We start from the raw sequence: 16,890 nt of genomic DNA, 5'->3' as shown, positions 1-16,890 counted from the left end.
TAGACAGCAGCTCATAACTACGACGAGGAGACGCATCAATTTTATGTGATTTAGTGAATTTGTGTAGTGATACTTGGTATAAAGATATCCATTAGTCACTATTCTTCACAAAAAATCACCTCACTCGCTTTAAATATCCTTCCGGCGCCACTGAAATCAGCAACTTGTTGTCGATGCTGTGATCGATTTCGAAGTTATCATTTGCCTTGAGATACTCCCAAACGGCCGTTTTCGGGTTGTTGCCCACATCCCAGGGGCGGTCATACGCGCCACGCGGCATGTCTTCCACGATGGTATCGAACACTACGCAATACGAGCCAACCGTTACAAACGGCGCGTAGAGTTCCAGTTCGCGTAGCACGTGGTCGTGTGTGTGATTCGAGTCGAGGCAAACCATGATGGTCTCTTTACCTTCTGCGCGGCGGGCTACTTCGGCCACCAGTGCTTCGTCGATCGCGGAGCCTTGTAGCATCTCGATCCGTTTGAACATCGGGTGCGCCTCGATTTCGCGCCGGTTGTGCTCCCGGATGTCGATGTCGATACCCAGCACCTCCCCCTTTCCAATCAGTTCGAGCAGCGACGCATAGTAGATCAGCGATCCGCCGTGCGCGATGCCCGTTTCAATAATCAGATCGGGTTTGATGGTCCAGATCAGTTCCTGCATGGCAATCATGTCCTGCGGATACTGAATGATAGGCCGCCCCATCCACGAAAAATTATAGGAATACTTGTCGCGATTAGAGGCGACGTTGAAGGCCGCGGCCGCATCGCGAAGGTCGCTAGGCTGGGCGTAAGAGGCTATGCGTTCAGCGCGTTCCTGCTTAAACTCGTTAATTGGGTCAAGGTTCGGGGTCATGCAGTGTCGTTATCGTCGCGATTTCAAATCGGCAACTTCCTGTTTTAGTTGGTTTATCTGGTTTTTCTGGTCGATAAGATAGAGCGTCAGTTCTTCAATCTTCTCCAGTAGCTTGGCGTTGAGTTGGGCGGCATCCACCCCCTCTTTTACCACCTGCTCGGCCGAGGGGACGTTGGGCAGATGCTGCTTAGCTTTCACAAATGCAGCCACTTCCTCCAGCGGCATGAGTGGGTACGTTGGGGCAAACACCTTATCACTCCACTCAGCCACCTTACTGATCTGGACCCGGTAGCGGGCCTTTACCACCTCGCCCCGTTCGTTCACTGTCAAAAATTGATCCGTAGTCGTTCGGGAGGGGCTACTGGCCGTTAATTTTTCCAGCCGTAAGCCCGATTCGTCGGCCTGATCACTACTGATGTGCAACCGGGCGGTGGGTGCAGAGGTACCAATGCCTACGTTGGCCTGATTGCCCAGCACCACAGCATTGCTGACGGCCACCTGAGCGTGAGCACCAATGGCGGTCGCATTATACAGGGGTTGGGGGGTGTGAGCCAACACCCCGGCTTCGGTGCCTAGGAAGGTGTTCTGGCTGCCCCGGTCGTGTTGGCCCGTGGCGTAGCCTACATACACATTGTCGTCAGTGTCTTCGTCGGGACCGGCATCACGGCCGACAAAGGTGTTTCGGCTGCCCGTCACGTTGTTTTTGCCCGAACCTGCGCCAAAATAGGTGTTACTGGTGCCGGTGGTCAATACGAAGCCCGCCCGAAAGCCAACCAGGGTGTTTGAATCGGCCCGGGCGTTGAAGCCAGCCTGATACCCTACGTAGGTGTCATACTGACTGGAAAAATTGGAGTAGCCAGCCTGATGCCCTAAGAAGGCATTTTTATTCCCACTGAAATTCTGAAAACCAGCAGACTGCCCGACAAAGACGTTTTGACTTCCTGACTGGTTATAATAACCGGACTTATAGCCCACAAACGAATTGCTCGACCCTTGCTGGCTATTCAGACCAGCATACGTACCGACAAAGGTGTTGGCATTACCAGATGTATTTTTTTGCCCAGATCCATGGCCGATAAATGAGTTCCAAGAACCCGTTGTATTCATAAGCCCTGAGCAGGTACCAATAAAAGAGTTTTCTTGGCCAGTCATATTGGCAAATCCGGCACCACCACCAACAAACACGTTACAGACGCCCGTAGTATTGGCAAAACCCGCCTGATGGCCCAAAAAAGTGTTCCGGTCACCTACTGTATTGCTCGATCCAGCATTCAATCCCAGGAATATGTTGTAAAAGCCAGTTGTGTTTTCGGCTCCCGCCCGAAACCCAACAAATAGGTTTTCAAAGCCAGAAGAGGTCATTTTACCAGCTTCCTGACCAATAAATGTGTTGTGTGAGCCAGTAGTGAGGGATATGCCACTATTAAGACCATCGATCTGATTATGGCGTGACGCCGCCAAGCTACCGTTGCCTATCTTGATCCCTTGCAGTTGATTAGTATCAGTCGGCTTGGCCGACGCTGGCCCGATCTTGATGTACTTGTTTTGGGCAAGTAAGGCGAAAGGCGACGTCAGTAATAGAAGCAACAAACGAAAACGCATAGTCACGGTAAGATGATAGCCACTAACTGAATTATAAACAAATGTATCGTTTGATCCTATACTAATTACGTAATCAACGCCCTTACTACGCACAGTTACCCATTATATCGCTATGCTTAATCGGTTGTAGCCGCCAGGATTGTTTTCAATTTCCGGTTGTCGCCCCAGAAGGCCATCGGCTCATAGTCGGGGTACGAGTAATAACCCAGTTGTAGATTGATCTGCGCGTTCAGTCGGTGTAGATGCTCCTCAACCAAACGGCGCACCGATATGGGTTGGCCACTACAGCAGTTGATAATGCCCGCGACCGCCGTCTGTTCGGCAATCTGGCTCAGGTACGTGGCTACCGTCTCGACAGGCAGGTAATCGCGTAACTGTTCGCCGCCCGACATCCTAAATTCGGGATCGCCCGCCGCGACGGCCCGCTCCAGCAGGGGCAGGATCGAATTGGGATTCTGCCCCGGCCCATACATATAGAAGAGCCGCACCCATTTCAAGACGAACGGCTGTTCGGTCTGCAACGTACCCAGAAATGTCCGCAGCGAATCTTTAGCCAGCGCATACGCATTGCCGGGTCGCGCAGGTACGTCTTCCGACAAGCCGCCGCTCTGCATGCCGTACTCAAAACAGGTACCCGTGACGGTCAGGTCGCGCAGGCCGTGCATGATCAGGTTTTTCAGAAACAGGTACTGCGGAAACAGATTCTGGTCGATATGAAACGACGCTTTGTAGTTGGGCAGTCCTTGCCAGGCCAGATGCACGACAGCATCGGGCCGACCGAAGTACGTATACAAGTCACGCTCGTCTACCTGCGCCGATAACGTGTACGGCAGTACCGTTACCTGATTTATCCACTCGAACTGCGCGAGGCGATCAGGTGTGGTTACCGAAACCGTTACGCGATGCCCACGCGCCAGCAAGGCCCGCACCACGTGCTGCCCCACAAACCCCGATGCGCCCGTTACGAGAAAATGCATGAATCTGAGCGTCTACAGTTTCTGTTTACGGTCTTCTGTCCTCTGTTTCCTAGCGACGCAACAGTGGACAGAAGACCGTGAACGTTTTCACAACACCTTTACTTCCGGAATGGGTACAACAAACTGCCCGCCCCATTCCTGGATATACGCGAGTTGCTTCGTGATTTCGTCGCGCAGGTTCCAGGGTAGAATCAGCACGTAGTCGGGGCGGCGTTCTTTCAGCGTCGCTTCGGCAACTACCGGGATGTGGCTGGCCGGCAAAAATTTGTCCTGCTTGGCGGGGTTCGCATCCACGACAAAATCGATAAGGTCGCTTTTGACGCCGCAATAGTTCAGCAGCGTGTTGCCTTTGGCGGCAGCACCGTAAGCTGCGACGCGTTTACCCGCCCGTTTTTGCTCGATCAGGAACGTGAGTAGATCGAGTTTGACCTGCAAAGCTCGCTGCTGAAAGCCTTCGTAATAGGTCATCGTGGTCAGGCCAGTGTCGGCTTCTTTCTGCAACATCGCTTCCACACTTGGCCCTACCGGTTTGGTCTCGTCGGCGTCGTGACGGGCGTAAATGCGCAGGGAGCCGCCGTGCGTGGGCAGTTCTTCCACGTCGAACAACGTCAGGCCCTGCGCCGCGAAGATCTGCCGAACGGTCGTAAACGACAGGTACGAAAAATGCTCGTGGTAGATGGTGTCGAACTGATTGTTTTCGACCAGTTGTAGGAGATGTGGAAACTCCATCGTGATCACGCCGGTCGGCTTCAGCACAATGGCCATGCCCGCCACAAAATCGACGATATCAGGTACGTGAGCGAGTACGTTGTTACCCAGCAGCAAGTCGGCTCGGGTACGTTGCTCGGCTAGCTCGCGGGCTAGCTCAGTACCAAAAAAACGTGTGATCGACGGCACCCCCCGTTGAATCGCCGCCGCGGCCGTATTGGCGGTCGGTTCGATGCCCAGCACCGGAATGCCTTTCTCGACGAAATACTGCAACAGATAGCCATCATTCGACGCCACCTCGATTACCTGCGAGTCGGCATTCAGGCTAAACCGCTCGGTCATGGCCTCAACGTAACGCTTCGAATGCGCCAGCCAACTCGTTGAGAACGACGAAAAATAGACGTAGTCGCTATCGAAAATGGCGTCCGATTTTTTGTATTCATCGACCTGTACCAGAAAACAAGTGGGGCAGGTGAAAACCTTCAACGGATAAAACGTTTCGGGTTCGTTCAACTGCCCGGCGGTCAGAAACGAGTTGGAGGCTGGCGAGTTGAACAGGTCGATAAAGACGTGGCTCAGCGGCGTATGACAGAATCGGCAATTCATAAGCATGTAATGTACAAGGCACGATGTACAATGTATAATGACGTGGCGTCATCGGCCCTTGATCGGTACCTCATTGTACATCGTGCATTATTCATTGTACATTGATAAAGCCCAGATCCCGCTCGGACATGTCCGTCACGGGTAGGGGCCAGTTGATGTTAATTTTCGGATCGTTGTAGCGGACGCCGGCCTCGTAGTCGGGGGCGTAGGCGGCGCTGTGGCAGTACACCAGTTCGCAGTTGGGTTCGAGGGTCTGAAAGCCGTGCGCACAGCCTTCGGGTATATAGAGCATCTGCTGGTTGTGGGCCGATAATTCCGTACCAAACCACTGCCAGCGCGTGGGCGACTCGGGCCGCAGATCGACCAGCACGTCGAACACGCGCCCGGCTACGCAGCGCACCAGCTTTACTTCGGCAGCGGGGGCGTACTGGTAGTGCATGCCCCGGATGCTACCCGGTTTGGCCGTCATCGACTGGTTCATCTGCACCCAATCGGCACACAAGCCGTGCTCCAGAAACGCGTCCCGATCAAACGTGCGCATAAACCAGCCCCGGTGATCGCCACGCGGGGTGGGCGTAATCACAAACGCGCCGTTGATGGGGGTTTCGGTAAAGGTCATAAGGCCCAGGGGAGATTGGCTGCGCGCGCCCGGTCGATGTAGGCAGTCAGATCGGCGGCGGTGTTGATGCCCCGTTTTTCGTATTGATCGCGGTACCAAAGCACCGAGCGCCGGATGGCCGTGGGCGTGTCCCAAACCGGTTGCCAGTCCAGACGCTGATGCGCTTTGGTGGCATCGAGACTCAACAGATGCGCCTCGTGCGGGTTTTCAGGCGAGGGCTGTTCCTGCACCTGAATCAGCGGCCATACCGACCGGGCCTCCCGTACTACTTCGCGAACGGGCAACACGTCGGCCGCATCGGGTCCAAAATTCCAGCCTTCGGCCGCCGTAACGTCGCCTTCCAGCAGGTATTGACTTAGCCGCAGGTAGCCCGACAGCGGCTCGAGCACGTGCTGCCAGGGACGCACCGCCAGCGGATTCCGGATGGGTACAGGTACGTGGCTCTGCACGCTACGAATGAGATCAGGCACCAGCCGGTCTGCCGCCCAATCGCCGCCGCCGATCACGTTACCGGCGCGGCCACTCGCCACCAGTACCTGATGCGTTTGGCCGTGCTGCGCCGGGTTAAAAAACGAGTTCCGGTAGCTGGCCGTAATGAGTTCTGCTGCCCCTTTCGACACGCTGTACGGATCGAAGCCCCCCATCGGGTCGGTTTCGCGCAGGGGTTGCCCGTCTTCGGGGTTTTCGTAGCATTTATCGCTCGTCACGACCAGCACGGCCCGCACCGATGGCGTTTGCCGCACGGCTTCCAGCACCCGCGCCGTCCCGAGTACGTTGGTTTCGAGCGTATCGAGCGGCGTCTGGTACGATTCGCGCACCAGCGCCTGCGCCGCCATGTGGATAACCAGATCGGGGTTCGCCGCCTGCATGGCTTGCGTCAGCCTGGGTACGTTGTTGATGTCGTCCAGCGTTTCCGACGAAATGCCACTCGGCCCGTCGAGGGCTAGCAGCGCGTAATGGCTGGGCGTAGTCGGGGCGGGCAGCGAGTAGCCGACTACCGTGGCCCCCAACTGACGCAGCCAGTAAGCCAGCCAAGAGCCTTTGAAGCCCGTATGGCCCGTCAGAAAAACCGTTTTATGTCGATAAATGTCGTTGAACATCTTTTGGGGTTTGATGTTTGGCGTTTAACGTTTCAGGTTGCTCCGCTCTCAGCAGGTACGTTAATCAGTTAAATAACGTCAAACAGTAGACGCCAAACGCTACACTAATTTTCCCACACCTTCCAGTCGGCGTGGCCGGTAGACCAGGCGGTTTCGAGTTCGGTTTTATCGCGGAGGGTGTCCATGGGTTTCCAGAAGCCGTCGTGGCGGAAGGCCATCAGTTCACCCTGCGCGGCGAGTGTCTCCATGGGGTAACGCTCCCAGGTGGTATCGTCGCCGTCGATGAGGTCGATGACGGATGGGTCGCAAACGAAAAAGCCGCCATTGATCCAGGCGCCGTCGCCTTTAGGTTTTTCCAGAAAGGAACGTACCCCGTTGCTATCCAGCACGTCGAGCGCCCCGAAACGAGCCGAGGGCTGCACCGCCGTAAGCGTGCATTTCTTGCCGTGTTGCTGATGAAAACTAACCAGTTCCGTGATATTGACATCGCCCACACCATCGCCATAGGTCATCATAAACGACTCATTGCCAATATGGTGACGTACCCGGCGCAGGCGACCGCCCGTCATGCTGTTCAGTCCTGTATCGACGAGCGTCACTTTCCAGGGTTCGGCGTGCGAGTCGTGGATATCGATCCGGTTGGTCGACAGGTCGATCGTCACATCGGACTGATGGAGGAAGTAGTTGGCAAAAAACTCCTTGATGATGTAGCCCTTATAGCCGAGGCAAACGACAAACTCGTTGAAACCGTGGGCCGAGTAAATCTTCATGATGTGCCACAGGATGGGCATCCCACCGATCTCGACCATCGGTTTGGGCTTAACGACCGTCTCTTCGCTCAGGCGTGTGCCGAGGCCGCCGGCCAGAATCACAACTTTCATGGATATGCGTGGCTATCTACGCGATGGGTTAGGCCCGGCAAGTTAAGGCAACTTCGCGCAGGTCAGAAAGCACCATCCCAATTTTCATGCCAGCTGTTAATATGACCCATCAAACATAGATTATCATCAGAAAGGTGTAACCAAACTGACTACTTACCTTTTTTTGCCGCAGCCGATGAAAAGGTCAAAATCATCAAACGTCTATGAAATCCTACTCACTCCGCGCCTGGCTCCTGTTGCTCCTTCCCCTTTGTGTTGCGTTTACCTGCTCTGATCACCGCGAGCCCCAACCACTGCGGTATCGGTTGAAGACGGTAAACTACAACGGATCTTATGATACTTTTTACCTCACGTACGATAGCAATGGTCGCCTGACGCGATACAATTATGGTCCTAACAGGGGTGCAGTGCAATATGATGTCTCCTATGATAGCCTGAATCGGGTAAAACAGCTTTACTTCATAGACCAGGGCTTAAATGGAAATTTTTCCAATGGTTATATTTATAATCAGCACAATCAACTTTCTCAGGTTGAACGATATTACCTTCCAGTACGGATATTTTATCCACTCCCCCAGCCAAGTCTCGCGAGTACGTATTTGTATGATTATACCTCGACCGGTGCTTCCACTCCTGCTAGGCTGACTACCAGATATACAAATTACTCGCTAGATCAAGCCTATACGTTCAGTGGTGGTAACGCCATTAAGGTTGGGGACAAAGAATACACCTATGACGACAAGCCAAACCCTTACAAAGGCTTATTCGGTTTGAATCTCAATTTCGGTTTAGATCCAAGCTATGCATCTAATGAACCAGTCAGCCCTTTCTCACCCAGTCAGCGTTTTACAGATCTAGGGGTGAAGGTGTACAACCAGAATAATATCACTACAGGGGCCAAATTAACCTACAACAGCGATGGGTTAGTCACGAAGATTGTGTACGATAACGGGACGTTTGAAGAATTTACGTATGAGGCGTACTAACCATCTTACCCTATTTCAACAGCCACCTTCCCGGGCAATTATTTCGTATTTTTGAGTGTTATTTCAAAGACGCTGGACGTTGGATTCTGGGCATTGACTGTTGCTTGCCGATTATCCGAAGTCCAGCGTCTGATGTCTATAGCTAGCACACAATGATCGATTATATAGCTGGTTTGAACGATCCGCAGCGCGAGGCGGTGGTCCACGGCAACGGGCCGCTAATGATTATCGCGGGGGCGGGTTCGGGCAAAACGCGCGTCCTCACCTACCGTATTGCGCACCTTATCGACAAGGGCATCGACCCGTTTCGAATTCTGGCGCTCACCTTTACCAACAAGGCCGCCGGCGAGATGCGCCATCGCATTGAGAAGGTGATCGGCAACGAGGCCCGCAACATCTGGATGGGTACGTTCCACTCGGTGTTTGCCAAGATTCTGCGCATCGAAGCCCAGGCGCTGGGCTATACCAGCAACTTCTCGATCTACGATACCGACGATTCGAAGTCGCTGCTGCGGAGCATTATCCGCGAGATGGGCCTCGACGACAAGCAGTACCGCGCCAACGCCGTTTTTAACCGGATTTCGGGCGCAAAAAACCGGCTGGTCGGGGCGGAGGAGTATTTGCTCAACCCGATCATTCAGGCTGACGACTCGTCGGCCAAGATGCCGGAGGTGGGCCGGATTTATAAAGAATATGCCCGGCGGTGCTTCGCGGCCAACGCCATGGATTTCGACGATCTGCTGTTCAACACGAATGTGCTGTTCCGCGACCACCTCGACATCCTACATAAGTATCAGCATAAGTTTCAGCACGTGTTGGTCGATGAGTTTCAGGATACCAACGTGTCGCAGTATCTCATCACGCGTAAGCTGGCGGCGGTGCACCAGAACATCTGCGTGGTAGGCGACGATGCTCAGAGTATCTACGCGTTTCGGGGCGCCAACATCGAAAACATCCTGAATTTCCAGAAGGATTACGGCAAAGACGCCGTCAAGATCGTTAAGCTGGAACAGAACTACCGCAGCACCAACACCATCGTGCAGGCGGCTAATTCGGTGATTGCCCGCAACCGGAATCAGCTCGAAAAGCGCGTCTTCACCGACAACGAAACCGGCCCGCTGATCGAGGTTATCAAAGCCGCGTCGGACAATGAAGAGGGGCGGCTCGTAGCCAACGGCATTTTCGAGGCGAAGGTGCAACAGGGCCTGCGCAACAACGATTTTGCCATTCTGTATCGAACCAACGCCCAGTCACGGGCCTTCGAGGAAGCCCTGCGCAAGCTGAGCATCAAGTACCGGATCATCGGGGGACTCTCTTTCTACCAGCGCAAGGAGATCAAGGACCTGATCGCTTACCTGCGGTTCACGGTCAATCAGGCCGACGAAGAGGCGTTCAAGCGAATTATCAACCTGCCCAAGCGCGGCATTGGCGACACCACACTGGCCAAGATTGCGGTGCTCGCCAGCGAAAAGAACGTACCCATCTGGGAGATCGTCAGCAACATTTCACTCTACGTTGCCGGGCGAGCCATGATGGCGATCGAGGGTTTTGCCGAACTGATCAAAAGTTTTGGCCTGCTGCTCGACAAGAAAGACGCTTACGAGGTTGCGGCCCACGTAGCGAAGTCGTCGGGCATTTTGAAAGAGCTGTACGAAGACAAAACCGTGGAAGGGCTGGCCCGCTACGAAAACGTACAGGAATTGCTGAACGCCATCAAGGAGTTTGTCGACAATCCCGAAACGGAGGATAAAAGCCTCAGCTCGTTCCTGCAAACGGTGTCGCTACTGACCACTGCCGACGAAAAAGAAGACGACGGCGACAACGACAAGGTGACGCTGATGACCATCCACGCCGCCAAAGGGCTGGAGTTCAAAAACGTGCACATCGTGGGACTGGAGGAAGACCTGTTTCCGAGCCAGATGATGCTCGAAAGCCGCGCCGATCTGGAAGAAGAGCGGCGGCTGTTTTACGTGGCCATTACCCGCGCCGAAAAGAAACTGACGTTCTCCTTTGCCGAATCGCGCTACCACTATGGCCGCCTGAAACTCTGCGAACCCAGCCGGTTCCTGATGGAAGTCGACCAGACGTACCTGAGCATGGCAAAAGCGCCAACGCCGCCCAAACCGCGCTTTAACGGCGACGACAATTACGCCAGCCGCAACCGCGACGAAATGCCCTCGGCCGGTTCGATGAATTTCGTGCGCACGCTGGCGCAGAAAACGGCACAACGTCAGGTACCACAGCCAACCGTCACGCATACGCCTTCGGCTGATTTTGCACCTAGCAACACGTCGGAGTTAGTAGCCGGGCAACGGGTCGAGCACGCCAAATTTGGTTTCGGCACCGTTAAATCGCTGGATGTCAACGGTACCGAACGCAAAGCCGTAATCCAGTTCGACGTGGCCGGCGAAAAGACCCTCCTGCTCAGCTTTGCCAAGCTGCGGATCGTGTGAGGTACGTCGACTTTAATCGGTTACCAGATAACGTCAACCAATCCAGCGTAGAGCTTGATGTTCGTATCAGCACTGACAAACGGTAACTGCTCAGCAAGCGCGGTGGCGATGAGGACACGGTCAAATGGATCTCGGTGCTGGGGCAGTAACGGTACGGTATTGTATCGGTCAATATGCTTAGCGGTGAGAGGCAGCAGTGTAAACCCGTCTTCCTGCATCCGTTCAGCTATATCATGAATCGAAACTGATAAGTGAGGCAACTTATCAATTTTCTGCTTGATAGCTATCTCAAACAGAGAGACCACGCTAACATATACAGTATCGGCTTGTAGGAAGCGAAGAGCTGCATCTGATAGCTTGTCGGGGCTTGCCAGCGACCAGATAAGGACCTGTGTATCTATCAGGCAAGCCATTACATGTAATCCGCTAAATCATCAATTGGATCATTGAAATCATCGGGAAGGCTGTATTTTCCTTTCCAGCTTCCCAAACGAATTCCTTTCTGCTCAGCAAGCAGAGGGGTCGTTTCCTGCAAGAAAGTAACCAACACCGGCACTTCATGATCGATCTGCGGAGCCTCGTTCAATATGATCGCCCCATCTCTGTATGTTCCCGAAAGTGTAGTGAGCATATTTTTCTCCTGTGACTAACTTGTCCTATAACCAAATATACATCAAGTTTGACTCTGGTATCGTTAAATCGCTGGATGTCAACGGCACCGAACGCAAAGTCGTAATTCAGTTCGACGTGGCCGGTGAGAAGACCCTCCTGCTCAGTTTCGCCAAGCTGCGGATCGTCTAATAGCAAACCGTCAACTTTATAAGTTTTAGACGGATACGCCTGGGTTTTACAGTTTTAGTGGCCCTGCAGAATCCTAAATGTGCTCAGCCACTGTTTGTTAAACCTATTAGCGTCCCTTATGCAAACAACTCCGCTACCACGAACTGGAATCCGGGTACTAAGGGATCGGCTGAAATAATAGCTTGTCCTTTAAATGCTTTGGAGTCGTCAGGAGAAGTATAGGCGAAAATTTTCTGCCGTTTCGGAATGATGTACCATACCAGTTGTGTACCACCATCGAAATAATCTTGGAGTTTATCCAATACGTCTTCGTAGGATTCAGAATCAGACAGAATCTCGATGGCGAACAGTGTATTGATGCGTTCACCCTGCCGTATGGCCTGTTTCTGTGCAGCCGTGACGTAGGTTAAGTCTGGAATGCGCTTGCGAAACCCGTCGATATAGGAATCTGCTTCAGGTAACAGAGCATCCCCCTGCTGGAAAGCCTGCGTTTTGACAAACTGCCTGATCAAAAAATCAGCGAGGTAAAATTCGTCCTGTTTCATGGTGGGTTTTGGTATCACCCGCCCCCGAACAAATTCGTAATTTCCTTCATGGACATGCTGCTCCTGCCAAGCTTCAAACGCATCGACGGTTTGTAGGTCAGCAGGCAATTCCGGGTGGGCGGTCGTGACAATCATACGAATACGTTGGCTATGTGAATTAACCAAATTTACAAAATTATACAGCGCCTACACCCCGAACGTACCCAGCCACTCGTCTTCCTTGGCGCGCATGGTGGCGGCGTCTTCGTCGGTTTTGTCGCCGTAGCCGCAGAGGTGAAGCAGACCGTGAGCTAGTACACGACGCATTTCCCCTTCCGCCGACGTACCCAGTTGGGCAGCGTTGTCGGCCACACGGTCGACGCTGATGTAGATATCACCCTCGATGGGATCGTCGGCAAATTCGCGGTTGTCGAAGGTGATGATGTCCGTGTAGTAATCATGTTGCAGATAGTCGCGGTTGACTTGCAGCACGTACTCGTCCGACGCAAAAATGTAGTTCAGGTCGCCCAGTTCGTGACCTTCTGCCTTGGTTTGAGCCATCAGCCAGCGTTTCACCGCCAGCTTCTGCGGCAGCTTATAGTCAACATCTTCGGTGAAAAAGCGAATCAAAGTGAGTTTGACGTTTGGAGTTTAAAGTTTGATGTTGCCCCACTGTCATAAACAAACAATCTAACCGGCAACATCAAACCTTAAACTCCAAACGTCAAACTAAAATTTCACCCGTACGCCGATCAGCACGTTGCGGGTGGCTTGGGGGAAGTAGTAGTTGTCGGAAGCAACACGGCCTTCACTGACGTAGGCGTAGGTATAGCCGTTTGATTCGTACAGTTCGTTGAAGGCGTTATTGAGCAGCACCGTAAACGCCATTTCCTGCACGAAACGGGGCTTGATGGTGTAGATCAGCCGAAGGTCGTTCACAAAATAGGCATTCAGTTTGCGGGCGTCGCTGCTGGTGTTATCCAGAAACTGCTGACCGACATATTTGCTCAATAGTCCCACTTCCAGCCCTTTGGCGGGCGTCAACAGCAACTGCGACCCCGCAACCACGTTGGGTGAGAAGGCAATGTCGGTGGTGCCCAGGCGCTGAAGATCCTGATTGCCCGAATCAAAATTATCGAGGTAGAGCGTGGCGTTACGCACCTTGTTCTGGCTGATGGTCGCGTTGGCATTCCAGCGCAGGGCTTTGGTCAGCACCACCGTACCGTCGAGTTCGATGCCCGCCCGGTAGCTGCTGGGTACGTTGATGCGGTTATAAGCGCCCACATCGTTGATTTGCCCGTTCAGCACCAGTTGGTTGCGGTAATCCATGAAATAGCCGTTGACATTCAGCACGTAGCGATCGCTGCGGATTTTTATCCCGGCTTCATAATCATACAATGTCTCGGCCAGCGGGCGGCTTCCCGGCGTCGACTGCGTGTAGTCGTCGCGGTTTGGCTCTTTGTTACCCATGCCAAACGAGGCATAGGCCGTCATTTGATCGGTTATCGTGTAAGTCAGGCCCGCTTTGGGGTTGAAAAACGTGAGCGCGGCCTGCTGCGTGACGTTACGCTGCTGATTGTCGAACCCCAAGAACGTGTAATCGACGGTACGTACCTGCAAATCCGCGTAGGCATTCAGTTTGGGCGTAAACTGGTAATAGGCTTTGGCGTAGATGGTCGCGTCGGTTTTGGTCGCGTCGTTGTCGTAATAGCGCTGCCGGATGTTGCTGTTTGACGCAAACCGTGCCCAGATCACTTCGCCGTAGTGGTTGCCCTGATAGCGATTCCAGCCACCACCGATATTGGCGGTTAGCCGCCCGCTGCCGGTGTAGTCGAACGAGAAAACAGTGCCGTAGAAATCGTTGTCGAGCCAGCGGCGGCGGATCAGGTCGGTGCGTCGGATGGTCGAATCGCCAATAACCACGTTGGGCAGGCCGTAGTCGCTCAATCGGTTGTTTTCGCGGTATTGCTCATAATATCCACGGCCTTTGGTGTAAAACGCCGATATATTGGCCCGCCACCGCCGACTCAGTTCGGTCGACGTGATGAGCTGGTACTGATCCTGCTGGTAGTTGTCGGTTTCGTTGTCGTAGGTCAGGCTGTTGTAAGTGCGATTCGTCGCCAGCAAGGCTTCCGGCACGCCATTCCACGCCTGATACGTTTTTTCCATTCCAGAGAATACATTGAGCCGCACATAGCTTTTCGCCCCGTAATACCCACCCGACAGGTAGAACGATTTCAGGTCCGACGCCGCCCGGTCGATGTAGCCATCCGACGCAATTTTCGACAGGCGGGCATCCACCACAAAATGATTGCTCAATAGCCCCGACCCGGCCGAAACCGTAGCCCGACGCGTGTTGAACGAGCCGCCCGACAGGTTCACTTCGGCGTAGGGCTCTTTCTGAAGCGCGTTGGTCTGCACGTTCAGGCTCGCCCCGAAAGCACCGGCCCCGTTGGTCGATGTACCTACGCCGCGCTGAATCTGCACGCTACTGACCGACGACGAAAAGTCAGGCATGTTGACCCAGAACGTCCCCTGCGATTCGGCGTCGTTGTAAGGAATTCCGTTAAGCGTTACGTTAACCCGCGTGGCATCGGAGCCTCGGATGCGAATGCCCGTGTAGCCCACACCCGCCCCGGCGTCGGAAGTCGTTACCACCGACGGCGTGAAGTTGAGCAGCAGGGGTAGATCCTGTCCCAGATTGAGCTTGGTTAGCTCGCGCCGCGTCACGTCGGTGTAAGCCACGGCCGTTTTTTCGTTGGCGCGGGTTGCCAGCACCACTACTTCATCCATCACGGTTTCGCTCTGCCGCAGCGAAATCGTCAGCGGAGCCGCGCCAGGTACGTTGACGGCCTGCTCGGAAGGCTCATAGCCTACCAGCGAAACCCGGAGCTGATACGTACCTGCCCGCAGATTGGTCAGGCTAAAGTTGCCGTTAGCGTCGGTGGTGGTTCCTTTCAATGAGCCGCCGAGTGTAATGGCCGCGCCGACCAGCACGCCACCGGTAGCGTCGCGTACCTGACCCGACAGCGTAGTTGATTGCTGCGCCCAGGCGGCCAGCGTGAGTAGCCACAGCAATGTGCTGTAGGCCAGGCGATAGGTTGTTGTTTTCATCGCAGTGCGCGAAAGCAACGAACAGGTAAAGGGGCTGTTACCTACCGTTTTGGTTTGTATGGTTGTCTTGTATTGCCGCACCGAACACCCGTTCGCTGCGCCTATTCCCTGCTGCGGCATTACCCGTGTACAGGTTCTATGGGTATAATCTCAGCCCGTTGTTATAAGGCACCCCTATTAAGATTAGCAAGCGCAAAGATAGGGCATCCAAGGCCAGAAACGGAAGGCGCTAGTCCTGATTGGGGGTTTATTTCCCATCCGTTCTCTCTTTCATCTTGGCCAATAAGGCGCGAATCAGCTGCATACCAGCCTTTTGATCAAGCGTCGATTATTTTTAACACTGTAGCTCTATAGGCTAAAAGAAAACAGATATTTTCAACGTTTTATAGTAAGAATTGTACTTGAGCAATTCATTCTGGTACAAAAGTTGCTCGAAAATCGGCAGACCCGATATTCAACTTTTGACCCTACAATCGTAAATTCATGAAAAGTCTATTACTCTTTGTCCTGACTTGCCTGGCTTTTGTTGGTGTGTTTCTGACGGTTACGGCCAGTGTGTTCCTCATTGCCGGCATGGCCGTTTACGTGTTAGGGCGCCGTTTGTTCGGCCTGTCACGCCCCGTCTCCGCGTAAAAATTCTTTCGTTACCGTTGCCCTCCGCGTTCTGACTGGCGACACCAGAAAGAACCCGACAGCAGCCGGCCCGTTGGTCCGCACATTCCGAATATTGCTGGGTACGTTGGCAGGTGGCGTCGCAAACAGGCCCGCATTCTGCAACTGTGCTTTCAACAACTCCCAAAACGTATAGCCCTCCAACGTTATAGCCCGCATCTCGATTCGGACCGAATCGTTCAGTGCGTATAGCTTTTCCGGATTGGCCGATTGGCGAATAGGCCGGATAAACTGTAGGCCGTCGGTATCGGCGCTCCCCCTGAACGCCCCGTTGTAGGCCAGAATGATGTCCTGCGGCCGGTTCTGAAGCTGCCCGTTTCGGTAGTACCGGATGTAGTAATAATCAGCCGCCCCGGCAATGTCGGTGGCGTAAAACTCAGCCCTGTAGCCCGTTTCGCTGGATACAGGGTTTATTTTTTGCTTCGAAAACGTCAGCGAGTCGATGGACGGAATGCGTGGCATCTGTGCGATGGCGACATACGATTCACTACCATAAGCGATGCTAAGCGCGTAAGTCCGCCCGATCACGCCCAGTTTGGCCGTATCGCTGCTGTTCGCGGGCTTCCAGCTGTATGTGCCATCATTGTCGGGATCAGTAAACGCAAAGCGCCGCACAATGCTGTTGCCAGCCGCCGACACCTCGCCCACCAGTACCGATGCGCTCGTGACGGGCGTAGCCGGGCCGTTATCGAAATAGTTGCGGGTTTGTGTGAGCCGAATCTTCTGTTCGCCGGGCTGATCGGTGAGCCAGGCGTCGACGGCTAGTTGGCTCGGTGCCGAGTCGATTTTTGTATCGATAACGGTTTCGCAACCCGTCAGGAACAACGTACCCAGCAGCAACGGGAGAAAATAAAGCGTTTTATTGGTGGTGATCAGTGTCATAAAAACAGATTGTTCTTACTTTTTTTTACCATTTTACGTCAGCCGTAATCATGTGGCATTTTTATTGGTAGAACAGGAAACCCTATGTTTCACTGGCTACGAAACGGCA

The 16,890-nt window shown here is 53.7% G+C and carries 16 protein-coding genes; 3 read left to right on the top strand and 13 right to left on the bottom strand.

Features of this window, described 5'->3' with window-relative positions; all coding sequences use genetic code 11:
- Positions 1–115: 115 nt before the first annotated feature.
- From ACAW74_RS21270 to rfbF, 7 genes are all read right to left on the bottom strand, one after another.
- Positions 116–856: a cephalosporin hydroxylase family protein gene (locus ACAW74_RS21270; protein WP_370700250.1), complete on the bottom strand. Its 741-nt coding sequence runs from the start codon at positions 854–856 to the stop codon at positions 116–118.
- 9 nt (positions 857–865) lie between these two features.
- Complete coding sequence (locus ACAW74_RS21265; RefSeq protein WP_370700249.1) at positions 866–1,963, bottom strand: hypothetical protein; 1,098 nt, start codon at positions 1,961–1,963, stop codon at positions 866–868.
- A gap of 611 nt (positions 1,964–2,574) precedes the next feature.
- The gene (locus ACAW74_RS21260; protein ID WP_370700248.1) at positions 2,575–3,435 is read right to left on the bottom strand and encodes an NAD-dependent epimerase/dehydratase family protein; all 861 of its coding nucleotides are present in this window, start codon (positions 3,433–3,435) and stop codon (positions 2,575–2,577) included.
- Between the two features lie 87 nt (positions 3,436–3,522).
- Positions 3,523–4,749, bottom strand: coding sequence for a methyltransferase domain-containing protein (locus ACAW74_RS21255; protein ID WP_370700247.1), 1,227 nt, complete (start codon positions 4,747–4,749; stop codon positions 3,523–3,525).
- 91 nt (positions 4,750–4,840) lie between these two features.
- A complete protein-coding gene (gene rfbC / locus ACAW74_RS21250; protein WP_370700246.1) occupies positions 4,841–5,368 on the bottom strand; it encodes a dTDP-4-dehydrorhamnose 3,5-epimerase in 528 nt (175 codons plus the stop codon).
- Complete coding sequence (gene rfbG, locus ACAW74_RS21245; protein ID WP_370700245.1) at positions 5,365–6,468, bottom strand: CDP-glucose 4,6-dehydratase; 1,104 nt, start codon at positions 6,466–6,468, stop codon at positions 5,365–5,367. Before rfbG ends, rfbC begins: the two co-directional genes overlap by 4 nt.
- Positions 6,469–6,572: 104 nt before the next feature.
- A complete protein-coding gene (gene rfbF, locus ACAW74_RS21240) occupies positions 6,573–7,349 on the bottom strand; it encodes a glucose-1-phosphate cytidylyltransferase (protein WP_370700244.1) in 777 nt (258 codons plus the stop codon).
- 203 nt (positions 7,350–7,552) lie between these two features.
- On the opposite strand from rfbF, the gene ACAW74_RS21235 reads away from it, so the two are divergent.
- Together ACAW74_RS21235 and ACAW74_RS21230 are read left to right on the top strand one after the other, a co-directional pair.
- On the top strand, positions 7,553–8,335 hold the full coding sequence (locus ACAW74_RS21235; protein ID WP_370700243.1) for a hypothetical protein: 783 nt from the start codon (positions 7,553–7,555) through the stop codon (positions 8,333–8,335).
- 152 nt (positions 8,336–8,487) lie between these two features.
- Positions 8,488–10,788: an ATP-dependent helicase gene (locus tag ACAW74_RS21230; protein WP_370700242.1), complete on the top strand. Its 2,301-nt coding sequence runs from the start codon at positions 8,488–8,490 to the stop codon at positions 10,786–10,788.
- Between the two features lie 20 nt (positions 10,789–10,808).
- On the opposite strand, the gene ACAW74_RS21225 is transcribed toward ACAW74_RS21230, so the two are convergent.
- A complete protein-coding gene (locus tag ACAW74_RS21225) occupies positions 10,809–11,201 on the bottom strand; it encodes a type II toxin-antitoxin system VapC family toxin (protein WP_370700241.1) in 393 nt (130 codons plus the stop codon).
- On the bottom strand, positions 11,201–11,419 hold the full coding sequence (locus ACAW74_RS21220; RefSeq protein WP_370700240.1) for a hypothetical protein: 219 nt from the start codon (positions 11,417–11,419) through the stop codon (positions 11,201–11,203). The genes ACAW74_RS21225 and ACAW74_RS21220 overlap by 1 nt, the downstream gene beginning before the upstream one ends.
- 11 nt (positions 11,420–11,430) lie before the next feature.
- Between ACAW74_RS21220 and ACAW74_RS21215 the strand changes: the two genes are divergently transcribed.
- On the top strand, positions 11,431–11,589 hold the full coding sequence (locus ACAW74_RS21215; protein ID WP_370700239.1) for a hypothetical protein: 159 nt from the start codon (positions 11,431–11,433) through the stop codon (positions 11,587–11,589).
- Positions 11,590–11,705: 116 nt separating this feature from the next.
- Here ACAW74_RS21215 and ACAW74_RS21210 read toward each other — a convergent pair whose 3' ends face one another.
- The 4 genes from ACAW74_RS21210 to ACAW74_RS21195 all read right to left on the bottom strand — a co-directional run bounded on the left by ACAW74_RS21210 (position 11,706) and on the right by ACAW74_RS21195 (position 16,781).
- Positions 11,706–12,269, bottom strand: coding sequence for a Uma2 family endonuclease (locus ACAW74_RS21210; protein WP_370700238.1), 564 nt, complete (start codon positions 12,267–12,269; stop codon positions 11,706–11,708).
- Between the two features lie 51 nt (positions 12,270–12,320).
- On the bottom strand, positions 12,321–12,743 hold the full coding sequence (gene ybeY, locus ACAW74_RS21205; RefSeq protein ID WP_370700237.1) for an rRNA maturation RNase YbeY: 423 nt from the start codon (positions 12,741–12,743) through the stop codon (positions 12,321–12,323).
- A 99-nt stretch (positions 12,744–12,842) separates the two neighbouring features.
- The gene (locus ACAW74_RS21200; protein WP_370700236.1) at positions 12,843–15,227 is read right to left on the bottom strand and encodes a TonB-dependent receptor; all 2,385 of its coding nucleotides are present in this window, start codon (positions 15,225–15,227) and stop codon (positions 12,843–12,845) included.
- A 612-nt stretch (positions 15,228–15,839) separates the two neighbouring features.
- Entirely contained in the window at positions 15,840–16,781 is a 942-nt protein-coding gene (locus ACAW74_RS21195) for a DUF4249 domain-containing protein (protein ID WP_370700235.1), read from the bottom strand.
- Between the last annotated feature and the right edge of the window lie 109 nt (positions 16,782–16,890).

This window comes from Fibrella musci (assembly GCF_041321105.1).
GTDB lineage: Bacteria > Bacteroidota > Bacteroidia > Cytophagales > Spirosomataceae > Fibrella > Fibrella musci.
The sequence above is the reverse complement of the archived record's forward strand: the minus strand, read 5'-3'. Positions and strand labels throughout refer to the sequence as shown.